The sequence below is a fragment of the Paenibacillus athensensis genome (genome assembly GCF_004514475.2).
Classification (GTDB): Bacteria; Bacillota; Bacilli; order Paenibacillales; family NBRC-103111; genus Paenibacillus_AL; species Paenibacillus_AL athensensis.
Genome location: NZ_MYFO02000007.1, coordinates 21,597 through 38,355 on the forward strand (window position 1 = coordinate 21,597; position 16,759 = coordinate 38,355).

The following is a 16,759-nucleotide window of genomic DNA, read 5'->3' on the forward strand; positions in this document are numbered from 1 at the left end:
TCCTCTACGCACACAAATTGTATTATAGTCCATTGCCCCCAAAAAGCAATGTTTTCCTAGGATTTTTGCGGCTTTATGAAAAAAATTTACAATTGTCCGCCCCCGTTTGAATAGAGGAAGCCAACCTTTTCCATACTGGAGAATAGCGGCTTTTTTGACCTCAAAATAAGAAAGGGGGACTCGCTATGGCCGATTCCGGGAAACGTTCGTCCGGACGCCCGTCCGACGATCAGGAGGCGCCCGCCATCCGCAAGCTGCGCCGGCTCAAAAAAACGGTCTCTTTCCTGTTCTCTTCCTTCATTGTACTGCTGGTGGCGCTGGGAGCCGGGCTGCTGTACCTGCGCGCCCAGACGCTGCCCGTGACGCAAATGCTCCAGACCTCGCAAATGTTCGATGCGCACGGCGAGCTGATCGATTCGTTCTACACCGGCCAAAACCGGCAGATCGTAAAGCTCAAGGACATCTCGCCCTTCCTGATCAAAGCGACGCTGGCCGTCGAAGACCAGCATTTCTACAGTCATTTCGGCGTCGACGTCAAGGGCGTGGCCCGGGCGGCGCTCGTCAATCTGGAGCACATGTCCAAGGTGCAGGGCGCCGGGACGATCACGCAGCAGCTGGCGCGCAACCTGTATTTGACCCACGACCGCACCTGGACGCGCAAAATCCAGGAGACCGTCTACGCCGTGCAGATGGAGCTGCAGATGAGCAAGGACGAAATTTTACAGGATTATTTGAACCAGATCTATTACGGCCACTCGACATATGGCATCGAGATGGCTTCGCAGCTGTTTTTCGGCAAGCATGCCAGCGAGCTGACGCTGGCGGAAAGCGCGCTGGTCGCCGGTGTGCCCAAAGGACCACGCTACTACTCGCCTTACTACGACTTGCAAAATTCGCTCGACCGGCAAAAGGTCGTGCTGCAGACGATGGTGCGCAGCGGGTTCATCACCCAGGAAGCCGCCGACGCCGCAGCCAAGGAAAAGCTGAACATTCAGCCCTTGGGCAAAAAGAAACCGGCCGCCGCGCCGTATTTCCGCGATTACGTCCGCGCCGTCGCCATCGACAAGCTGGGCATCTCCGAGGAGCAGTTCGATCAGGGCGGCATCAAGGTATACACGACGCTGGATCTGGACGCCCAGCAAACCGCTGAGCAGGCCGTGACCAAGCAGCTCGCCGACACGCCCGACATTCAAGCGGCGCTCGTCGCCATCGATCCGCGCACCGGCGCGATCAAGGCGATGGTTGGCGGCCGCGATTACGCCGAGAACCAGTTCAACCGCGTATTGTCCAATACGCGCCAGCCCGGCTCGTCGTTTAAGCCGCTCGTCTATATGACGGCGCTGCAAAACGGCTTCACCCCGGTCACCCGCGTCAAAAGCGAGCCGACCGTCTTCACCTATGACAACGGCCGCCAGACGTATACGCCGCGCAATTTCGGCGACCAGTACGTCAACGACTTCATCGATATGCGTCAGGCGATCTCGAAGTCGGACAACATCTACGCCGTGCATACGATTCTGGAGGTCGGGCCGGAGAAGGTCATCGAGACGGCGCGCAAGCTGGGCATCGACAGCCCGATGAAGCCGCTGCCGTCGCTGGCGCTCGGCTCGTTCCCGGTCAGCCCGCTGGAAATGGCGTCGGCGTTCAGCGCCATTGCCAATCAGGGCGTGCACGCCCGGACGTTTGCCATCGAGCGCATCGAGGACGCCGGCGGCAAGGTGCTGTATCAGAATGAGCCCTACGCCGAAAAAGTACTCGACCCGGCCACCGCCTACGTGATGACCAGCCTGATGGAGAGCGTGTTCGAGGAAGGCGGCACCGGCAACCGCGTCGCCAATATCATCAAGCGGCCGATTGCCGGGAAAACCGGCACGACAGATACCGACGCGTGGATGGTCGGCTTTACGCCGGAGCTGACGACCGCTGTGTGGGTCGGCTACGACAAGGACCAGAAAATCAGCAACGTCGAATCGCATCTGGCTTCGCCGATTTTCGCCGAATTTACTGAAGGCACGCTGACCGCCATTCCGCCCAAGCTGTTCCCGATTCCCGAAGGCGTCGCGAATGTGTATATCGATCCGGCTACGGGCAAGCTGTCCAACGAGGACTGCCCGAACGGGCGGCTCGAAGCGTTCATTGCCGGCACGGAACCGACCGTTTATTGCACGGAAAAGCAACCCGCCCAAGCGCCTCACGCTCCCCCTTCTCCGAACGACCCGCAAGCGAAAAACGGTTCGTGGTGGCAGGATCTCAAGCGCTGGTGGAATGATTGACATTGCGGCTTTCGGCCCGCACCCTTCCGTCGCAAAGCCGCAATCGCCGGCATCGGAAAGGGCGTCCGGACAACACAAAAAGGCAGAACCAAGCGCGTCTTGGTCTGCCTTTTTGCTGTCCTAGTATATGGTGTAACATACACTATGGTCTAGTATAACCCGTTCATCTATGGCTCACAATGGGTGACACATAATGTCCATATTTTCAGGAAAGCGCTGTTTTCAGCACGTCCTCCGAGCGTTCCCACCACTGGGCGTTGTGGTCGATCAGGCATTGACGCAGCGCCGCTTTCTCCGTTTCGTCCAGCCCCTCCAGCATAAAACGCCGCTTCATCGCGTAATCCATTTTGTTCACATGATCGGCGAGAATCTTCCAGCCGCGTCTCGCTTCGGTATCGACCAGCATCTCGCATGCGGTAACGCCGGCATAGCTGCCGCCCTCCTCCGTCCGGTCGACAGCGACCCAGACGATCCAGCAGCGGCGGCCGTTCGGCACGTCCTCTTTGTTCATGGAGAATTTGACGCCCTTCTCCACCTGACTTTTGGCGTGCAGCGCGCCCATGTCCAGATACGCCTTATCGCCGTCGATAATCACGCTCGATACATTGCTCAAGTCGATTGAGCCTGCGCCAAAACCCTTATGATTAACGTTCGAACTGACGATATTAAACGCCAGCTTCTTCTTGTTTTCTTCCATGACGAACACCTTCCCGTTCCAAAATGAACTGTTCCTAGTTCATTGTAGCCAAAGTTGGCGGCCAGAACAAGAGCGCTAACGCAGCAGCGTGATGGCTACCGCAGCGGCCAGAGCCAGAAGCACCAGGCCGACCAGCAGCGCCGTGTAGCTTTTCACCGTATCGGAAAACGACTTTTTCATAAGCGCCCCCATCCCACCGCCGCTGCGGCAGTCTCCTTATTAACTCTGACAGGATCAGCCGCCCATTAGTTGCAGCAAACGGAAAAATTTTCATCGCCGTCTCCTCCCCGCAAGCGGGTCCAAATTTCTTTCGTTCTCCAGAAATAATCGTCGGGCTGTCCACATATATATCGGGAGTAGATGCTTGTCAACGGGGTGAAAATCATGAATGTTCTGTTCAAAAACCGCAAGGCGCAGTGGATGCTCGTGTTGCTGCTCGCTGTAGGCGCCGCCTCGGCGAGCCAGCTGATCGCGCCGGGCGGGGGCCAGCCCGCATCGTCTCTGGCGCTGGAGGAGCCTGGAGCTGCGCCGCCTGCGCCGCTGCAGCCGAATCCGGCGGCTTCCATCGGCCAGACGGAAGCGCTAAGCCGCCGCATCGTCGAATATCACATGAGCGTCGATTACGCCGCTGACACGAAGCAATTGAGAGGACAGCAAACGATTACGTGGGAAAACCCCGGCAGCCAGCCGGTGCAAGAGCTGTATCTGCACTTGTATCCAAACGCCTTCGCCTCGCGAAAGACGACATTTATGCGCGAATCCGGCGGCAAGCTGCGCCAGGACGAAGCGAAGGAGGCCAGCACGGGGAGCATCGAGCTGCTGTCGGTCAAACAGATGGAAGGCGAAGACCTTAGCAAGCGCATGGAATTCGTGCAGCCCGACGACGGCAACAAGGATGACCGGACGTTGCTCAAGCTGCCGCTGGCCAAAGCGGTAGGTCCGGGAGAAAGCGTGACCATCCATACGGAATTTCTCGTTCAGCTGCCGGATGTATTTGCCCGGATGGGCTATGTGGGCAATTTCGTCATGGCCGGCCAGTGGTTCCCCAAGGTCGCCGTCTATGAGCCCGCCGGAACGCGGGGCCGCACCACGGAAGGCTGGAATCTTCATCAGTATCACGGCAATTCCGAGTTTTACGCCGATTTCGGCATTTATGACGTCACGATTCGCGTACCGTCCAGCTATACAGTAGCCGCCACCGGCTTTCCGGTGAAGCCGCCGTTCACGGACGGCGACCGCAAGACGTATCAGTTTTACGCCGACGACGTGCATGATTTCGCCTGGTCGGCATCGCCGGACTTCATTTATTACGAGGAGCCGTTCTCTTCGCCGCAAATTCCCGGCGTCAAGATCAAGCTTTATCTCGATCCCAAGCACGCCGAACTGAAGGAACGTTATTTGTACGCTGCCAAAAAATCGCTCGCTCGCTACAGCCAGTGGTATGGAACCTACCCTTATTCGACCTTGTCAATTGTCGTGCCGCCGGCCGGCGGCAACGGTGCGGGCGGTATGGAATATCCGACGTTGGTCACCGCTTGGGGCGCTGACGACGCCTCGCCGGATCTAGAGCTGGAACGCGTCGTCGTTCACGAAATCGGCCACCAGTTCTGGTACGGCCTCGTCGCATCCAACGAATTTGAAGAGGCTTGGCTCGACGAAGGCTTCACCTCGTATTCCGAGGACCGGGTCATGGAGACGGAATACGGCATTTCTCCAAACCTGCCGGTCGAAGCGAGCTACATCACCTCGCCGAACAAGTTGCAGCTTAACGCTTGGGATTACAGCGGTCACGGCCAATATGCGGAAAATGTGTATACGCGCGCCAAGCTGGTGCTCAAAGCGATGGAGAAGCAGGTCGGTCCGGACACGATGAGCCGGATTCTCAAGACGTATTTTCAGCGCTGGCAGTTCAAGCACCCGTCCACGAAGGATTTTCAAACTGTCGTTGAAGACGTTACGAAGGCGAAATGGGACGATTTCTTCAATCAATATGTGTATGGCGGCATGATGATGGATTACACTGTCGACAGCATTACCGTCAAGCCCGTCCAGCAGAACGGAGCTTCCGCCTATGAAAGCACCGTGCGCATCACCCAGCGCGGCGGACGCGCAACGGCCGTGCCGGTCCGCTTCCACTTCACCGACAACGCCACGAAGGACGAGATGTGGAACGGCGCCGAAACGAGCATGAATTTCAAGCTGCTCCATACGGCTCCGGTCGACTGGGTGCGCATCGATCCTGACTATACGCTCGTGCTGGAAAATAAGCATATCAACAACTATCTCCGCACCGAGGTTGATCCCCGATGGAAGGTGCGCATCAATCTGGGTCTGGTTCAGCTGCTGCAAACCGTCTTCGGCTGGGTCGCCTGGTAATCGAAGGAGGAGAATCGTCCATGAAGCTCTACCTGCACCAAGGATACCGTAAAGCCTTGCAGCAGCCATTCGTCTGCATCATCCTCTTTCTGTACCAGCTCGGCTGGGGAACGCTCCTGTATAAGCTCGTGCAGTCGGTGGTCGTGCCGCTGATGCATCGTTATCCGCAGCATGGCGAACCGCGGCAGGCCGTCCAGCTGTTTCTGGCGGAAAGCCAGTTCCAGTTGTTCAAAACCGATCTCAGTCACCCCTATTTGTGGGGGCTGGCTCTGCTGCTGCTGATCCGCATGCTGCTGACGCCGGCGCTGAATGCAGGCGTGTATTACTCGCTGGCGCACCCAGAGCTGCATGCCGGTTATCGGTTTGTAAAAGGCATCCGGTCGCTGACGCTTCCCTTCCTCTTCTACTATGCGCTGCGGCTGGCGCTGACGGCACTGCCTCTCATCTGGCTGGGCCCCAAAGCGATTCGGCTGCTCGCTCACAGCTTGACTTACGAAGCGGCGCTCCGGGAGCTGCTGCCGTGGTTCATCGGATTGCTCGTCTACGGCTACGCGCTCCATCTGGTATTCATGTATCTGCAATTCGCCAAAGCCCGCCGCACCGGCGCGCTCTCCACCCTGCTGATCTTCACGCTGAACGGTCTGCCGATTATCCTGCTCGCGGTCATTCTGCTGGCAGCCGGCGCGCTGCTTGCCGGCGTCGCCGCTACCGCTACCTACATCTGGGCCGGATTGCTCGCCCTGATTCTTTATCAGCTGATGCCGCTGCTTCACACGTTTCTGCAGGTCTGGTCGATTGCTGCGCAATATCAGCTTTGGATCGCCAAAAACAGCGGCTGATCGACCGCCGGATTCCCTACGAAAGCGGCCAAAAACGCTAAAAAAGAGGTCCTCTCTGACGAAGAGAAGGCCTCTTTTTTGTCTATTTTGCGAACAATTTCACATTTTTTTAGAGAAACGTGAATATTTAAGGAGGATTTTCGAGGTTTCTGACGAATTCCTCTAGTTAGGAAAAGAAAACCAAAAACAACATGCCGAATTCCCGATTTATCGGGAAACGGGGGAACCACTCTGGGTGAATTGATCTTGCAACAAAGGGATCATAGGGAACCTTCAACCGAACCCTCCAGCTAACCTCGTAGGCACCGGAAGGAGACAAGCAGTTGAGAAAGGTTGTCGTTCTTGTTTTAGGCTTGGCCTTGTTTCTGAGCTTGAGCGTCGGAAGCGCTTTCGCGTCGGAAAACAAACTGGAAGCTACGGTAAACGCATTGCTCGGAACTCCTTACAAATGGGCGGGTACAACCAGCGAGGGCTTTGATTGCTCCGGCTTTACCTCCTATGTGTTCGACAAGTTCGGCATCGACCTGCCGCACAGCTCCAAATCCCAAAGTCAGGAAGGCAACTATGTTGCCAAAGCAGATCTGCAGCCTGGCGATCTTGTCTTTTTCAACACTGATGGTAGAGGCGTTTCCCATGTTGGGATCTATCTCGGAGATGGCGAATTCATCCACTCCGCTACCGATAAAGGCGTTGTGAAAAACAAGCTGAGCGAGTCCTATTATGCCAAGCGTTACGTAACGGCTCGCCGCGTTCTGTGGGAAGACCTGTACAACCAATTGACTGCTGAATCCAAGTAAGCGTAAGACGTTTGGAATAAAGCCTGCGCCCCCTCCTCACCGAGCGGCGGCCGGGCTTTATTCATTTATCCGGAGGCGACTATCCTATGAAGCTGTTTGTCCACCGCAAGGATTTGCGCATCGGCGATTTGGCCGGGTTCGATTATTTGCACGCTGCCGGCGAGCCGAGCCTGCATCTGCTAATTCTCGACCCGTTCCTGCTGAAGCGGGACCGCCATCTCGCCCACAGCGGCGTCAACTTTCTGCGGCATGCCGTGCGGCTGCAAGCGCAATACGCCGAGCTGGGGCGGACGCTCGACATCGTCTACGGCGATCCGGCCGAGGTGATCGACGACATCTTGGCCGGCGTGTCGCCGGCCTGCAGCGAAATCGTGCTGCACGCGGACTTCACGCCGTATGCGCTCGTGCGCGACCGCCGCATCCGCGACGCCGCCGAGCGGCGCGGAGTGCGGGTCACCGCGCTCGTCGACCACACCTTGGCCGATCTGCCGGCGCTGCAGCATTATGCCGGGCGGGCGGAGCCGTACAAGGTGTATACGCCCTTTTACCGCAAGTGGAGCGAGTTCCTCGGCCTGTACCACCGGCCGGCTTCGCCTCTCACGCTGCGCGATCTGTCGACCGTCAGCCTTGCGACGGTCGAGGGCGGGCCGGCGCTGCTGGCGCGCTGGCCGTTGCCCTGGGCGCTGGCGGCACCGGCCTATCCGGCCGCCGAAGCGCCCGAGGATCGGCTGCGCGAGTTCGTCGCGCAGCATGTGCCGTCATACGCGGAGCGGCGCGACCACTACGCGTATGACGGCACCAGCTCGCTCAGCCCCGCCATCAACACCGGCGCGATTTCGATTCGCGCGGTGTATGAGGCGGTGCAGGGCTGCGAGCTGGCGGGCGCCTGGCTGCGACAGCTGGCCTGGCGGGATTTTTACATCTACCAGTCGCTGTACGATGCGGATTTCTTCAGCTACGAGAAGCGCTACGACCTGTCGGCGCTAAGCGACCGCCACTTCGACAGCTGGCGGCAGGCCCGCACCGGCATTCCGGTCGTGGACGCGGCGATGACGGAGCTGAACGAAACAGGGCGGATGCCGAACCGGCTGCGCATGATCACGGCGATGTTCCTGACCAAGAACCTCCAGTGCCCGTTCACGCTAGGTGAGCAGTATTTCCGCTACAAGCTGAGCGATTACGACAACACGCTCAACCGGGGCGGCTGGCTCTGGTGCGCTTCGCTTGGCTTCGACGCCGCGCCGTATTTCCGCATCATGAACCCGGTCACGCAATCGCAGACGCACGACCCGGCCGGGCTGTACATCCGCCGCTGGCTGCCCGCACTTGCCGGGCTGAGCGACAAAGCGATCCATCTTCCGCTGCCGCAGGCGATTGTCGACCTCAAGGCGTCGCGGGCGGCAGCCATCGACTGCTATCGCACGATTTTGCAGTGAAGCGGCTCATCGCGTCAGGTTGACATGTTCTCGCCCGATCGGCCATATCCTGATGAAGAGGAGCTTGCCGCTCTCAACCGTCTGTGAAGGAGGTTGACCGCATGGTGCCGCAGCTGGTTGTGCAAATCGGGTTGATCGTCATTGTCGGGCACAGCGTCTATCGCGCAGCGAAGCTGATCGCCCCGCGCCGCATCGATTGGCTGGAGCTGGTCTTTCAACTGTCCGTTGGCGTAGTCGCATTAGCCTTTTTGTTACCTTAATACCCGTTAATACCAGTTAATACCCGTTTCTCTGCAAGCTTAAACAGCCAAAAAAGCCAAATGCTCCGGTCAAGCCGGAATATTTGGCTTTGGTTGTTATTGCCCCTGAATGCTAAGGCTGCACAGGAATGAAGGTGCCTGCCGGAGATGTCCCTCTGCCCTACTGCTACGCAGGAGGTGCCGGGCTACTACAGCTCGCCTAACGTTTGCGCCCGCGCCTCCAGCTGTTGAGCGGCTCCGTCAATGGTGGCGAATTCATCGACCGCCTGTATGATGCGCTGTTGGCTTTCGACAATCGACGTTCTCGCGCGCAGCGTGCCACCGCCCATCTTCGCCACTTGACCGGCCATCCCCTCGACAGCCCGGCTGATTTCCAACGTGGCCTGCTGAACCTGCTGGGCCAGCTTGCGGACCTCGCCAGCGACCACGTTGAAGCCAAGTCCGTGCTCTCCGGCATGCGCCGCTTCGATAGCGGCATTCAAGGCCAGCAAATTCGTCTGGTCGGCGATTTCGCGAATTTTGCCCGCCGCTCCGCGAATGGAACGGGCCTCCGCCTCCAGCGAGGACAGCACCTCCATGTTTTCTTCGGAATCGGCGACCATTTTCCCAAAAGCTCCGGAAATCGCCCGCGCACAGCTCGCGCCCGTCCCGGCATGCTCCCTGAGGGTTTCCGCCATATCGAGCAAATCCCGGGTCGCCTGCTGGGCAGCCCGCTCGCGCTCCGTAATGTCGGTAGCTACCTTTAATACCGCCACGGCCCTGCCGTTGTCATCGCGGATGGGAATGTAGCTCGCTTCCAGGGAAAGCAGCCGGCCGTCCTGGGCAACACGTTGTATTTTATCCTGAAAATCAAGTCCGTTTCGCAAATCGCTCCACAGCTTGACGTAATCCGGGCTGGCCGCGAATTCCGGCAAACAAAACGTCCGATGATGCAAACCCGGCATCTCTGCCGCCCGATAACCCATCCCTTGCGCAAAAAGCTCATTCGCCCAAATAACCGTACCGTCCAGATCGAACTCGATCATCGCCAAAGAGCCCTCCAGAGCGGCCAATACTGCCCGGACATCCAACATCTGTGTACTGCGCACCGGCAGGATTTTCTCTTCCGTCTGCATCTTCAATCCCTCTCTTAAAAAACTAAATAAATGATCTTTTTATACTACCACGCTCTTTATTTCAGCAAAAGTAAACAGGTTCCAAGCGAACCGTTAATTGCAATAAGAATGACGAAATTTGTCGAAATAATTTCATTGATCCGAAGGCCGCTGTGCAGGCATCCGACCTGCCAACAGTCGGCCCCGTGCCAATTCCCCCCGCAAACGCGCAAAAAAGGACTCCAGGGGGAGCGGAGTCCTCTTTCTTCTAGCTTCTAGTAGTCCAGACGACTCGTAATGTAACCGGATACATGCCAAGTCGACGTGCTATTGTAGAATTTGAAATAGTTGCCGACCGGCTGGCTCAAGCCATACACCGTGCCTGGAATCGCTGCAGCTACTTTCACATAGTTTTTGTAAATGTCGTATTTGCCGTTAATTTGGTCAACTGTCGTGGAAGTCAGGTTCACCAAACGGAACTCGTAACGGTCAGTGCCTACATTCACGATCGCGTTAAAAAATCCTTGGTTGCCGGAGGCCAATGGCACTTCGGTCCAGCTTGCGATTGCGTCGCCGCTTGTCGCCGTCAGCCAGCTGCCGGTCGTGCCGTCCAGTACGTACAGCGGACTCGTCGAGAATACACCGTGGACATACTGCGACGGAGCGGCCGAGCTGCTCAGTCCGACGCTCATCATCATCACGATAGCCGCGAGAATGAATGCGGTTACAATTTTCTTAGCCTTAAACATGAAATCCCACCTTTTACTGGTAATTTCCCCCTGCAATTACTATAACACAAGGTAGAAATAAATGACATATATGTATACAAATATTTTATTCTCCTGCCGGATTCTGAAAATTTTGCCGATTCGGCAGGAAAAGTCCGGTAGGTACGACGAATACTTATGAACAAGCCCAATGTTCTCAGAAAAGGTGTGAGACGAATATGACATCCGAGAGCGTAATCCTGATCAACCAGCGCCATGAAGTGGCCGGCACTCTCATCGAATTCAAGGACGAATTGATGCGCATTCAAGTAACGGAAGAGCACGAAGTCGAGCTGACCGAGTTCATCCTGGCTCTTTACAAAGGCAAACAGATCGAAGCCAAGGTCATCATCGTCAAGCCGGGGGAAATCGGATTGTTTATCCCTCTGCTGCCTGAAGACTATTTCAACGACCGCCGGAACTTTCCGCGCATTCGCGTTGACTTGCCCGCCGTTCTGATCCAGCAGTCCAGATACGAGGAGCGCATCGTGCGGATTCGCCTGCACGACGTCAGCCATCGCGGCTTCAGCTTTGTCACCGAGAACGATGAGGACGTCGAGCCAGGCATGCTCAGCCGCATGGTGATTCAGTCCGAGCAGTTGCCCGTGATTTGCGATATTGTCGTTACCAATCAAGTCGAGCAAGCCGGCCGGCTGCGCTACGGCTCGCGCATTCAATTCATGGACAATGCCAACATACGTATTCTGTACGGATACATGCTTGCCAAGCAGGTGTAAGCGTTTAAAAAACCGTTCCGGTGTCTGCCGGGACGGTTTTTTCGGTTTGTACGCGCCTGTGCGCCCTAGCGCTTCGCCGCAAGCTGCCCCGAAGCCTTTAGTGACGACCGGCAAAAAAATTCAGCTTCCTAAATGGCCTGACACATTCCGAACACATACGCGTTTTATTCTAGGGATGTAGTCACCATCCACTTTCAAAGGAGCTGTTCCCCATGATGAAAAAAACCTTACTCGCCACCTGCGGCCTGCTGATTGCCGCCTCCGCCTGCATCGTCGCTCAAGCCGCCTCTCCGTCCCCGTCTCCATCCGCCCCTCCGTCGGGCGCACCCGCTGCGACGGCAGCCCCTGCGGCCGGTCAAGCGAAGCCGCCGCAAGCTGCCCCGGGCCCGGACGGCGGCCGCCGTCCAGCCGGACAGCAAGGACAGGGCGGCTGCTCGAACCAGGACGGCGCGCAAAAGCCGGCTCCCGGGCAAGCCGGACAGCCCGGCCCGTCGGGACAGCCGCCGCAAGGCGGGCCGCAAAGCGGAGGCGGACAGCCGCCGGCGCAGGTCACGAACGACCCGTCCGGCTACACCATCACGATTACGGACGGCTATAACACCGATCCGATCGATCACGGACGGCCGGTCGTGCTGATCGCTTCGGCGCTCGGCGTACCGACAGAGGTGTTCCGCGAAGCGTTCAGCGGCGTGACGCCGGCCGGCGCCGGCAGCTCGCCGACCGACGAGCAGGCGCGCAGCAACAAAGCGGCGCTGCTGAAGGTGCTCGCCCCGTACGGCATTACCAATGATCGTTTGGACGAAGTGTCCAACTATTACCGCTACGCCGGCAGCAAAGGCGAGATGTGGAAGTATACAGCTGCTTCCGTCAAAGCGATTGTCAAGGACGGCGCGTTGACCGGCGTTGAAATTGTCAATGCGGGAGCCGGCTATTCCTCGACGCCAACCGTGACGATTACCGGACCGAACGGCACCGTGACGGCAACGGCGACGGTCAAATATACGCAGGATTTTGCCACCAACGGCAGCATTTCCGCGATTACGTTGAAGTGATCGTTACCGGCAGTCGTCCGCCTGGCCCCAGCAGTACGGGGCTGCCCAAAAAGTCATTTTGTGGCTTTTCATTCCCGCTGTAATCCGATTTTCAAGCAAAGTTAAAACCTCCAACCCCGCTTGTACAGTGGTTTTGGAGGTTTTTTCGTTCTGATTGCGGGACTGGCTTATCCGTTATCCGAATGTACCCTTCCTTTTCGGACAGCCTGTTGTCGGTTGGTCTGACAGCCGTCTTACGGCCGGCACCGCGCAACGGAAGTCGCCGGCCATGCGGAAAACTCGCCGGGAAGCCCGACCCTTGCCGCTTCATCCTGCTTTTGAGCCGACGATATGTACGGTTGCTCCCAACCTCGTCACGAAGCCCATCCCTTGCCGCTTCATCGGCAGGGGCCTCGCGACCAAGCGCCGGCGGCAACGGCGGCTTTACGGCTGTGTTACAGCCCGACCGCTGAGCAGCGCCTGCTGCTTCTTCGAGGCGCGGGCCAAATAAGCGTCCCGCACGATGAACTCGATCTCTTCCCACGAAGCGCTGCGGTCCAGCCGCAAGCCGACCCAGCCAAGATGACCGACATAAGCCGGGACATAAAACAGCTCGGGGTTAGAATCCACCAGCAGCGACTGCAAGCCTTCAGGCGCAGCACACCAGAGTGCAAACCGCCCATCGCCGTGATGATTGTCACGAATTTGTACGAAGGACCGCTTGCCGTCGATGAAAAAGGACGGAGCGCCATGACTCGGCCGCTCGCTGACGGCCGGATAGCTCATGCAAAGCAGGCGGATGCGCTCGGAGAGCTCGTCCTTATAGGCGCTGTCACAGGAGCCGGCGTGATCTGTGTTCATGCGGATATCCCCTTTTTCCAGATATAGTGAATCTCATTATAGCATGCGGCTGTCCTCCGCTCCACGGCCTTCCTTCCTATATCCTCCCGGTCCTTCGCGTCTCCCGCTCTCCCCGCTGCCTTCAGCTCCATTCCCAATCTTGTACAAATCACCGGATATCCTGGAACATTTTTACATCGGACAAACTACAATAATATGATCCATCCGACAGAAAGGATGTTAAGGGAGGGACGCACGATGAATCTAAAACGTTACCGATTGCAGGCTTCCGTCTGGCTGGGCCTGCTGCTGCTGCTCGCAGCCCTGCAGATGGTCGGCAAGGTGACCGCGCTGTTCTCCGATTCCGATTCGCTGGCTACAGACGCGCTCGGCACAGCCACGCTCGATGTGCGCATCGACAGTCCGGCCAACCTGAATTTGACACTCACCGACCTTGTGCCCGGCGACTCGATTCAGAGAACGATTTCTCTGACGAATGCCGGCAATGTTGCTTTCACGCTTGCGCTGCAAACCGATTCCGTCGCACCGCAGACGCTGCTTTGGACCGATGCCGCCAACGGGCTGCAACTGAAAATCGACAGCGGCTCTGCTGTGCCGATCGCCACCTATACCGCGCTGAACAATCTGCCGCTCGGCACGGTCGCTGCCGGGGGTACGCGCAGCGTCGATGTCACCATATTGTTCCCGTCATCGGCCGACAATACGTTTCAGCATCTTTCGCAGGCTGTGACGTTTACCTTTCAAGCGCAGCAGCTGACAGGCGGTCCGCGATGAACGCGCGGGAGCGGACTGCCGCTTTTCTGCTTAGCGCGCTGCTGATTGCAGCTGCGGCGGCGCTGACGCTGCTGACGGCGCTACAAATATCCGGCATGAGCTTGTATATCGTGTTAAGCAAAAGCATGGAGCCGACCGTTCCGCACGGCTCGCTGGCGCTCGTGCGCAAGCCGGGGGCCGAGCTTCATAACGCCGACATTGTCGTCTATCGGATGGAGGGACACCCTTATCCGATCATGCACCGGATTGTCGGCATCGGCAGCGACGGTGCCTACACGGTTAAGGGCGACGCCAATTCGAAGCCCGATCCGCTGCCCGTCGTCGACGGGCAACTGGCCGGCGTCTATGTCGCGCACTTGCCGTTGGTTGGCATGCTGGTCTACTATGCGCAAATGTGGACGGTTCCGCTGGGCTTGCTGCTGGCCGGATTGCTCGTTTATACACTGATGCGCTTGCGCCAGCGGCGGCGTTCCGCCGACGAGCCGTGAGCCGGTCCGGCCTGCTTGGCCGCTTCGCCTTGACGCTGCTGTGCGCACTGCTGCTGCCTGCGCATACCTTCGGCTTTTTCCGCAACAGCGCCGCTGTCAGCCTGCAAGCCGACGCCGGCTCGGGCATCTGGTTCTATTTGCAGCTGCGCCCGGGCACAGCCATGCCGCTGAATGCAAGCCGGCCGATTGCCAGCGGCGCGGACGCCCATCTGTCGATGGATTTCGGCAATATCCCGGCCACGCAAGGCTTGATTGACCTCGGCCCGCTGCTCGGCGGCCTGCTCTACACGCCAACTACCTACAGCAATGTCGTCCGGGTCAAAAACAAATCGACGGAGCCGCTCACGCTGCAAATGTCGATGGTCGCCTCCAGCGCGCCGTCCGGTGCGTCCAAATCGCTGACGGACATGCTGTTCCCGCTGCCGGCATCGCAGACGAACGCCGGAACGACCGCGTCACCGCCCTCTTCAGTCACCTTTGCGCTGACTCCGCAATCAACGGAGTCATTGAATTTCATTTGCAAAACCGGCTCGGTTGTGCTCAATCTGTTCAAACCTGTCACAGCGGGAACTTACACCGGCTTCCTGTCAGTCAAAGCCTACAACGCAGTCTCGCTGCCTGTGCAGCAGGTGCTGCTGCCGGTGGTGATTGTCGTCACCTAGCCGCCAGTCGCACAGCGGCTGAAGCAGCAGCGACGCGGCCCGGCGTCTGCTGCTACCGCTCGTTGGCGCGCTCAGTCACGGCGTTGGTGCGCCGCCGTCCGCTCATCCGCGCGCTTCGCTCTCCGCTGCGACGGCTGGCCGGGGCTGCGGCTGGGCGACAGCACCGGCTCCCAGCCGGCCGATCAGCGCAAAGGTCACGGCAGCCAGTGCGATCAGCACCAGCAGACAGTCGCGCAGCGCAGGCCCATAGCCGCTCAACGCCGCTGCAGCGCCGCTATGCGCCAGCAGCGACTGGAACATCGTGCCGATGGCAGCGATGCCCAGCGCCTGAGCCACTTGAGTGAACGTGTTCAGCACGCCCGAAGCGGCTCCGGCATATGCGCCCTGCACGCGGGACAACGCTGTGTGCACAAGCGGCGAAGCGACCGCGCCCTGCCCGGCGCCGGCAATGAGCAGCGCGACGATAAAGTCGCTCCAGACAAACGCCGTCTGCCGCTCCAGCTGCCCGATCAGCAGCCCGTAGCCGGCAATCATCAGCAGCGCTCCGGCTTGCAGCAAGCGTTGCCCGTAGCGCTGCTTCAGCTTGGGCGCCAGCAGTGAAGCGGCAAAGAAGCCGACGCCCATCGGCAGGAACGTATACGCGGAATGCAGCGGCGTAAATCCGAGGCCGGCCTGCATGAACACGGAAAGAACGAAATACAGCGCGGCATTGCCGCTATAAAACACCAGCGCAATGTACATCCCGCGCCGGAAGGAGCTTTGCGCGAAAAGCCCCAGCGGAAGCAGCGGCGAAGCGCCGCGATGGAGCAAGCTTTTTTCAAAAACAACAAAGATCGTCAGACAGACCGCCGCTGCAAGAAAGCTGGCATACGACCACCACGGCCAGCCGTTATCGCGGCCCACGACCAGCGGATAAATCAGCAGCACCAATCCGGCCGTCGCCAGAGCAACGCCTGCGGTATCCAGACGCTTGCGCTCCGGCGCATATGATTCCCGCAGCACCCACACCGCCGCCACAAAGGCAATGACGCCAATCGGCAGGTTCACCAGAAACACCAGCCGCCAGCCCATACCCCACCAATCCGCCTGCAGCAGCAAGCCGCCGACGATTTGTCCCGAGATGCCGCCCAGCCCCATGACGGCACCATAAATGCCCAACGCCTTGGCCCGCTCCTCAACCGGAAAAATCACCTGGATCAGCGACAGCACCTGCGGCACCATCGCCGCCGCCGATATGCCTTGAAAAATCCGCGCTGCGATCAGCATGTTCGCCCCTCCGGCGAAGCCGCACCAGACGGACGTAAGCACAAAGCCCGCCACGCCGATGAGAAACAGCCGTTTGCGACCGAACATATCGCCCAGCCGCCCTCCGGTAATCAGCAGCACCGCATACCCCAGCACGTAGCCCGCAATAATCAGCTGCAGCTTGGAGAAGCCGGCGTGCAGGGTCTGTGAAATCGAGGTCAGCGCCACATTCACGATGAACGTGTCCAGCACCACCATAAACGTCGCCATAATAATGACGGAAAGCATCAGCCAGCGCTTAGGGTCATAACCCGTCGTATCGCCCATTGCAAAATCGCTCCTTCGCCCGCGGACCGTCCGTTTGACAGCAGCCGCGCTTTTTTTTAAAATGAGAGAGACAGATCTGTCTCATTTCCTGCTTT

16 protein-coding genes and 1 riboswitch are annotated in these 16,759 nt (G+C 58.5%); of the genes, 11 read left to right on the plus strand and 5 right to left on the minus strand.

The window, feature by feature from the left end; all coding sequences use genetic code 11:
- Positions 1 to 185: 185 nt before the first annotated feature.
- Entirely contained in the window at positions 186 to 2,273 is a 2,088-nt protein-coding gene (locus tag B5M42_RS14255) for a transglycosylase domain-containing protein (protein WP_134749694.1), read from the plus strand.
- A gap of 205 nt (positions 2,274 to 2,478) precedes the next feature.
- Here B5M42_RS14255 and B5M42_RS14260 read toward each other — a convergent pair whose 3' ends face one another.
- Positions 2,479 to 2,970 (minus strand): YwhD family protein, encoded by a 492-nt coding sequence (locus tag B5M42_RS14260; protein WP_134749696.1) that lies wholly within the window; start codon positions 2,968 to 2,970, stop codon positions 2,479 to 2,481.
- A 384-nt stretch (positions 2,971 to 3,354) separates the two neighbouring features.
- Between B5M42_RS14260 and B5M42_RS14265 the strand changes: the two genes are divergently transcribed.
- The 5 genes from B5M42_RS14265 (at position 3,355) to B5M42_RS14285 (ending at position 8,678) form a co-directional block, all read left to right on the plus strand.
- Positions 3,355 to 5,346 carry a M1 family metallopeptidase gene (locus B5M42_RS14265; RefSeq protein WP_230632913.1) on the plus strand — a complete coding sequence of 664 codons (1,992 nt, stop codon included), beginning with the start codon at positions 3,355 to 3,357 and terminating at the stop codon, positions 5,344 to 5,346.
- 20 nt (positions 5,347 to 5,366) lie between these two features.
- On the plus strand, positions 5,367 to 6,185 hold the full coding sequence (locus B5M42_RS14270) for a hypothetical protein (protein ID WP_134749700.1): 819 nt from the start codon (positions 5,367 to 5,369) through the stop codon (positions 6,183 to 6,185).
- A gap of 182 nt (positions 6,186 to 6,367) precedes the next feature.
- A riboswitch (cyclic di-AMP (ydaO/yuaA leader) is annotated at positions 6,368 to 6,505 on the plus strand.
- A gap of 3 nt (positions 6,506 to 6,508) precedes the next feature.
- Complete coding sequence (locus B5M42_RS14275) at positions 6,509 to 6,982, plus strand: C40 family peptidase (protein WP_134749701.1); 474 nt, start codon at positions 6,509 to 6,511, stop codon at positions 6,980 to 6,982.
- An 86-nt stretch (positions 6,983 to 7,068) separates the two neighbouring features.
- Complete coding sequence (locus tag B5M42_RS14280) at positions 7,069 to 8,418, plus strand: cryptochrome/photolyase family protein (protein WP_134749703.1); 1,350 nt, start codon at positions 7,069 to 7,071, stop codon at positions 8,416 to 8,418.
- Between the two features lie 101 nt (positions 8,419 to 8,519).
- A complete protein-coding gene (locus B5M42_RS14285) occupies positions 8,520 to 8,678 on the plus strand; it encodes a hypothetical protein (protein WP_167689607.1) in 159 nt (52 codons plus the stop codon).
- 188 nt (positions 8,679 to 8,866) lie between these two features.
- Here the strand turns inward: B5M42_RS14285 and B5M42_RS25555 are convergent, their stop codons facing one another.
- The gene (locus tag B5M42_RS25555; RefSeq protein ID WP_134749705.1) at positions 8,867 to 9,793 is read right to left on the minus strand and encodes a methyl-accepting chemotaxis protein; all 927 of its coding nucleotides are present in this window, start codon (positions 9,791 to 9,793) and stop codon (positions 8,867 to 8,869) included.
- A 254-nt stretch (positions 9,794 to 10,047) separates the two neighbouring features.
- Positions 10,048 to 10,521, minus strand: coding sequence for a hypothetical protein (locus B5M42_RS14300; RefSeq protein WP_134749707.1), 474 nt, complete (start codon positions 10,519 to 10,521; stop codon positions 10,048 to 10,050).
- Positions 10,522 to 10,718: 197 nt separating this feature from the next.
- Here B5M42_RS14300 and B5M42_RS14305 point away from each other — a divergent pair, with 197 nt between their 5' ends.
- Complete coding sequence (locus B5M42_RS14305) at positions 10,719 to 11,276, plus strand: PilZ domain-containing protein (protein ID WP_134749709.1); 558 nt, start codon at positions 10,719 to 10,721, stop codon at positions 11,274 to 11,276.
- Positions 11,277 to 11,488: 212 nt separating this feature from the next.
- Entirely contained in the window at positions 11,489 to 12,328 is an 840-nt protein-coding gene (locus B5M42_RS14310; protein ID WP_134749711.1) for a hypothetical protein, read from the plus strand.
- 423 nt (positions 12,329 to 12,751) lie between these two features.
- Here B5M42_RS14310 and B5M42_RS14315 read toward each other — a convergent pair whose 3' ends face one another.
- Positions 12,752 to 13,168 carry an MmcQ/YjbR family DNA-binding protein gene (locus B5M42_RS14315; protein ID WP_134749713.1) on the minus strand — a complete coding sequence of 139 codons (417 nt, stop codon included), beginning with the start codon at positions 13,166 to 13,168 and terminating at the stop codon, positions 12,752 to 12,754.
- Positions 13,169 to 13,405: 237 nt separating this feature from the next.
- On the opposite strand from B5M42_RS14315, the gene B5M42_RS14320 reads away from it, so the two are divergent.
- The 3 genes from B5M42_RS14320 to B5M42_RS14330 are packed head-to-tail and all read left to right on the plus strand — an operon-like array spanning position 13,406 to position 15,092.
- Positions 13,406 to 13,942 carry a TasA family protein gene (locus tag B5M42_RS14320; RefSeq protein ID WP_167689610.1) on the plus strand — a complete coding sequence of 179 codons (537 nt, stop codon included), beginning with the start codon at positions 13,406 to 13,408 and terminating at the stop codon, positions 13,940 to 13,942.
- Positions 13,939 to 14,430, plus strand: a complete 492-nt coding sequence (locus B5M42_RS14325; RefSeq protein ID WP_134749716.1) for a signal peptidase I — start codon at positions 13,939 to 13,941, stop codon at positions 14,428 to 14,430. Before B5M42_RS14320 ends, B5M42_RS14325 begins: the two co-directional genes overlap by 4 nt.
- Positions 14,427 to 15,092: a hypothetical protein gene (locus tag B5M42_RS14330; RefSeq protein ID WP_134749718.1), complete on the plus strand. Its 666-nt coding sequence runs from the start codon at positions 14,427 to 14,429 to the stop codon at positions 15,090 to 15,092. The genes B5M42_RS14325 and B5M42_RS14330 overlap by 4 nt, the downstream gene beginning before the upstream one ends.
- Positions 15,093 to 15,194: 102 nt before the next feature.
- Here B5M42_RS14330 and B5M42_RS14335 read toward each other — a convergent pair whose 3' ends face one another.
- Positions 15,195 to 16,664 (minus strand): MFS transporter, encoded by a 1,470-nt coding sequence (locus B5M42_RS14335; RefSeq protein WP_134749720.1) that lies wholly within the window; start codon positions 16,662 to 16,664, stop codon positions 15,195 to 15,197.
- Between the last annotated feature and the right edge of the window lie 95 nt (positions 16,665 to 16,759).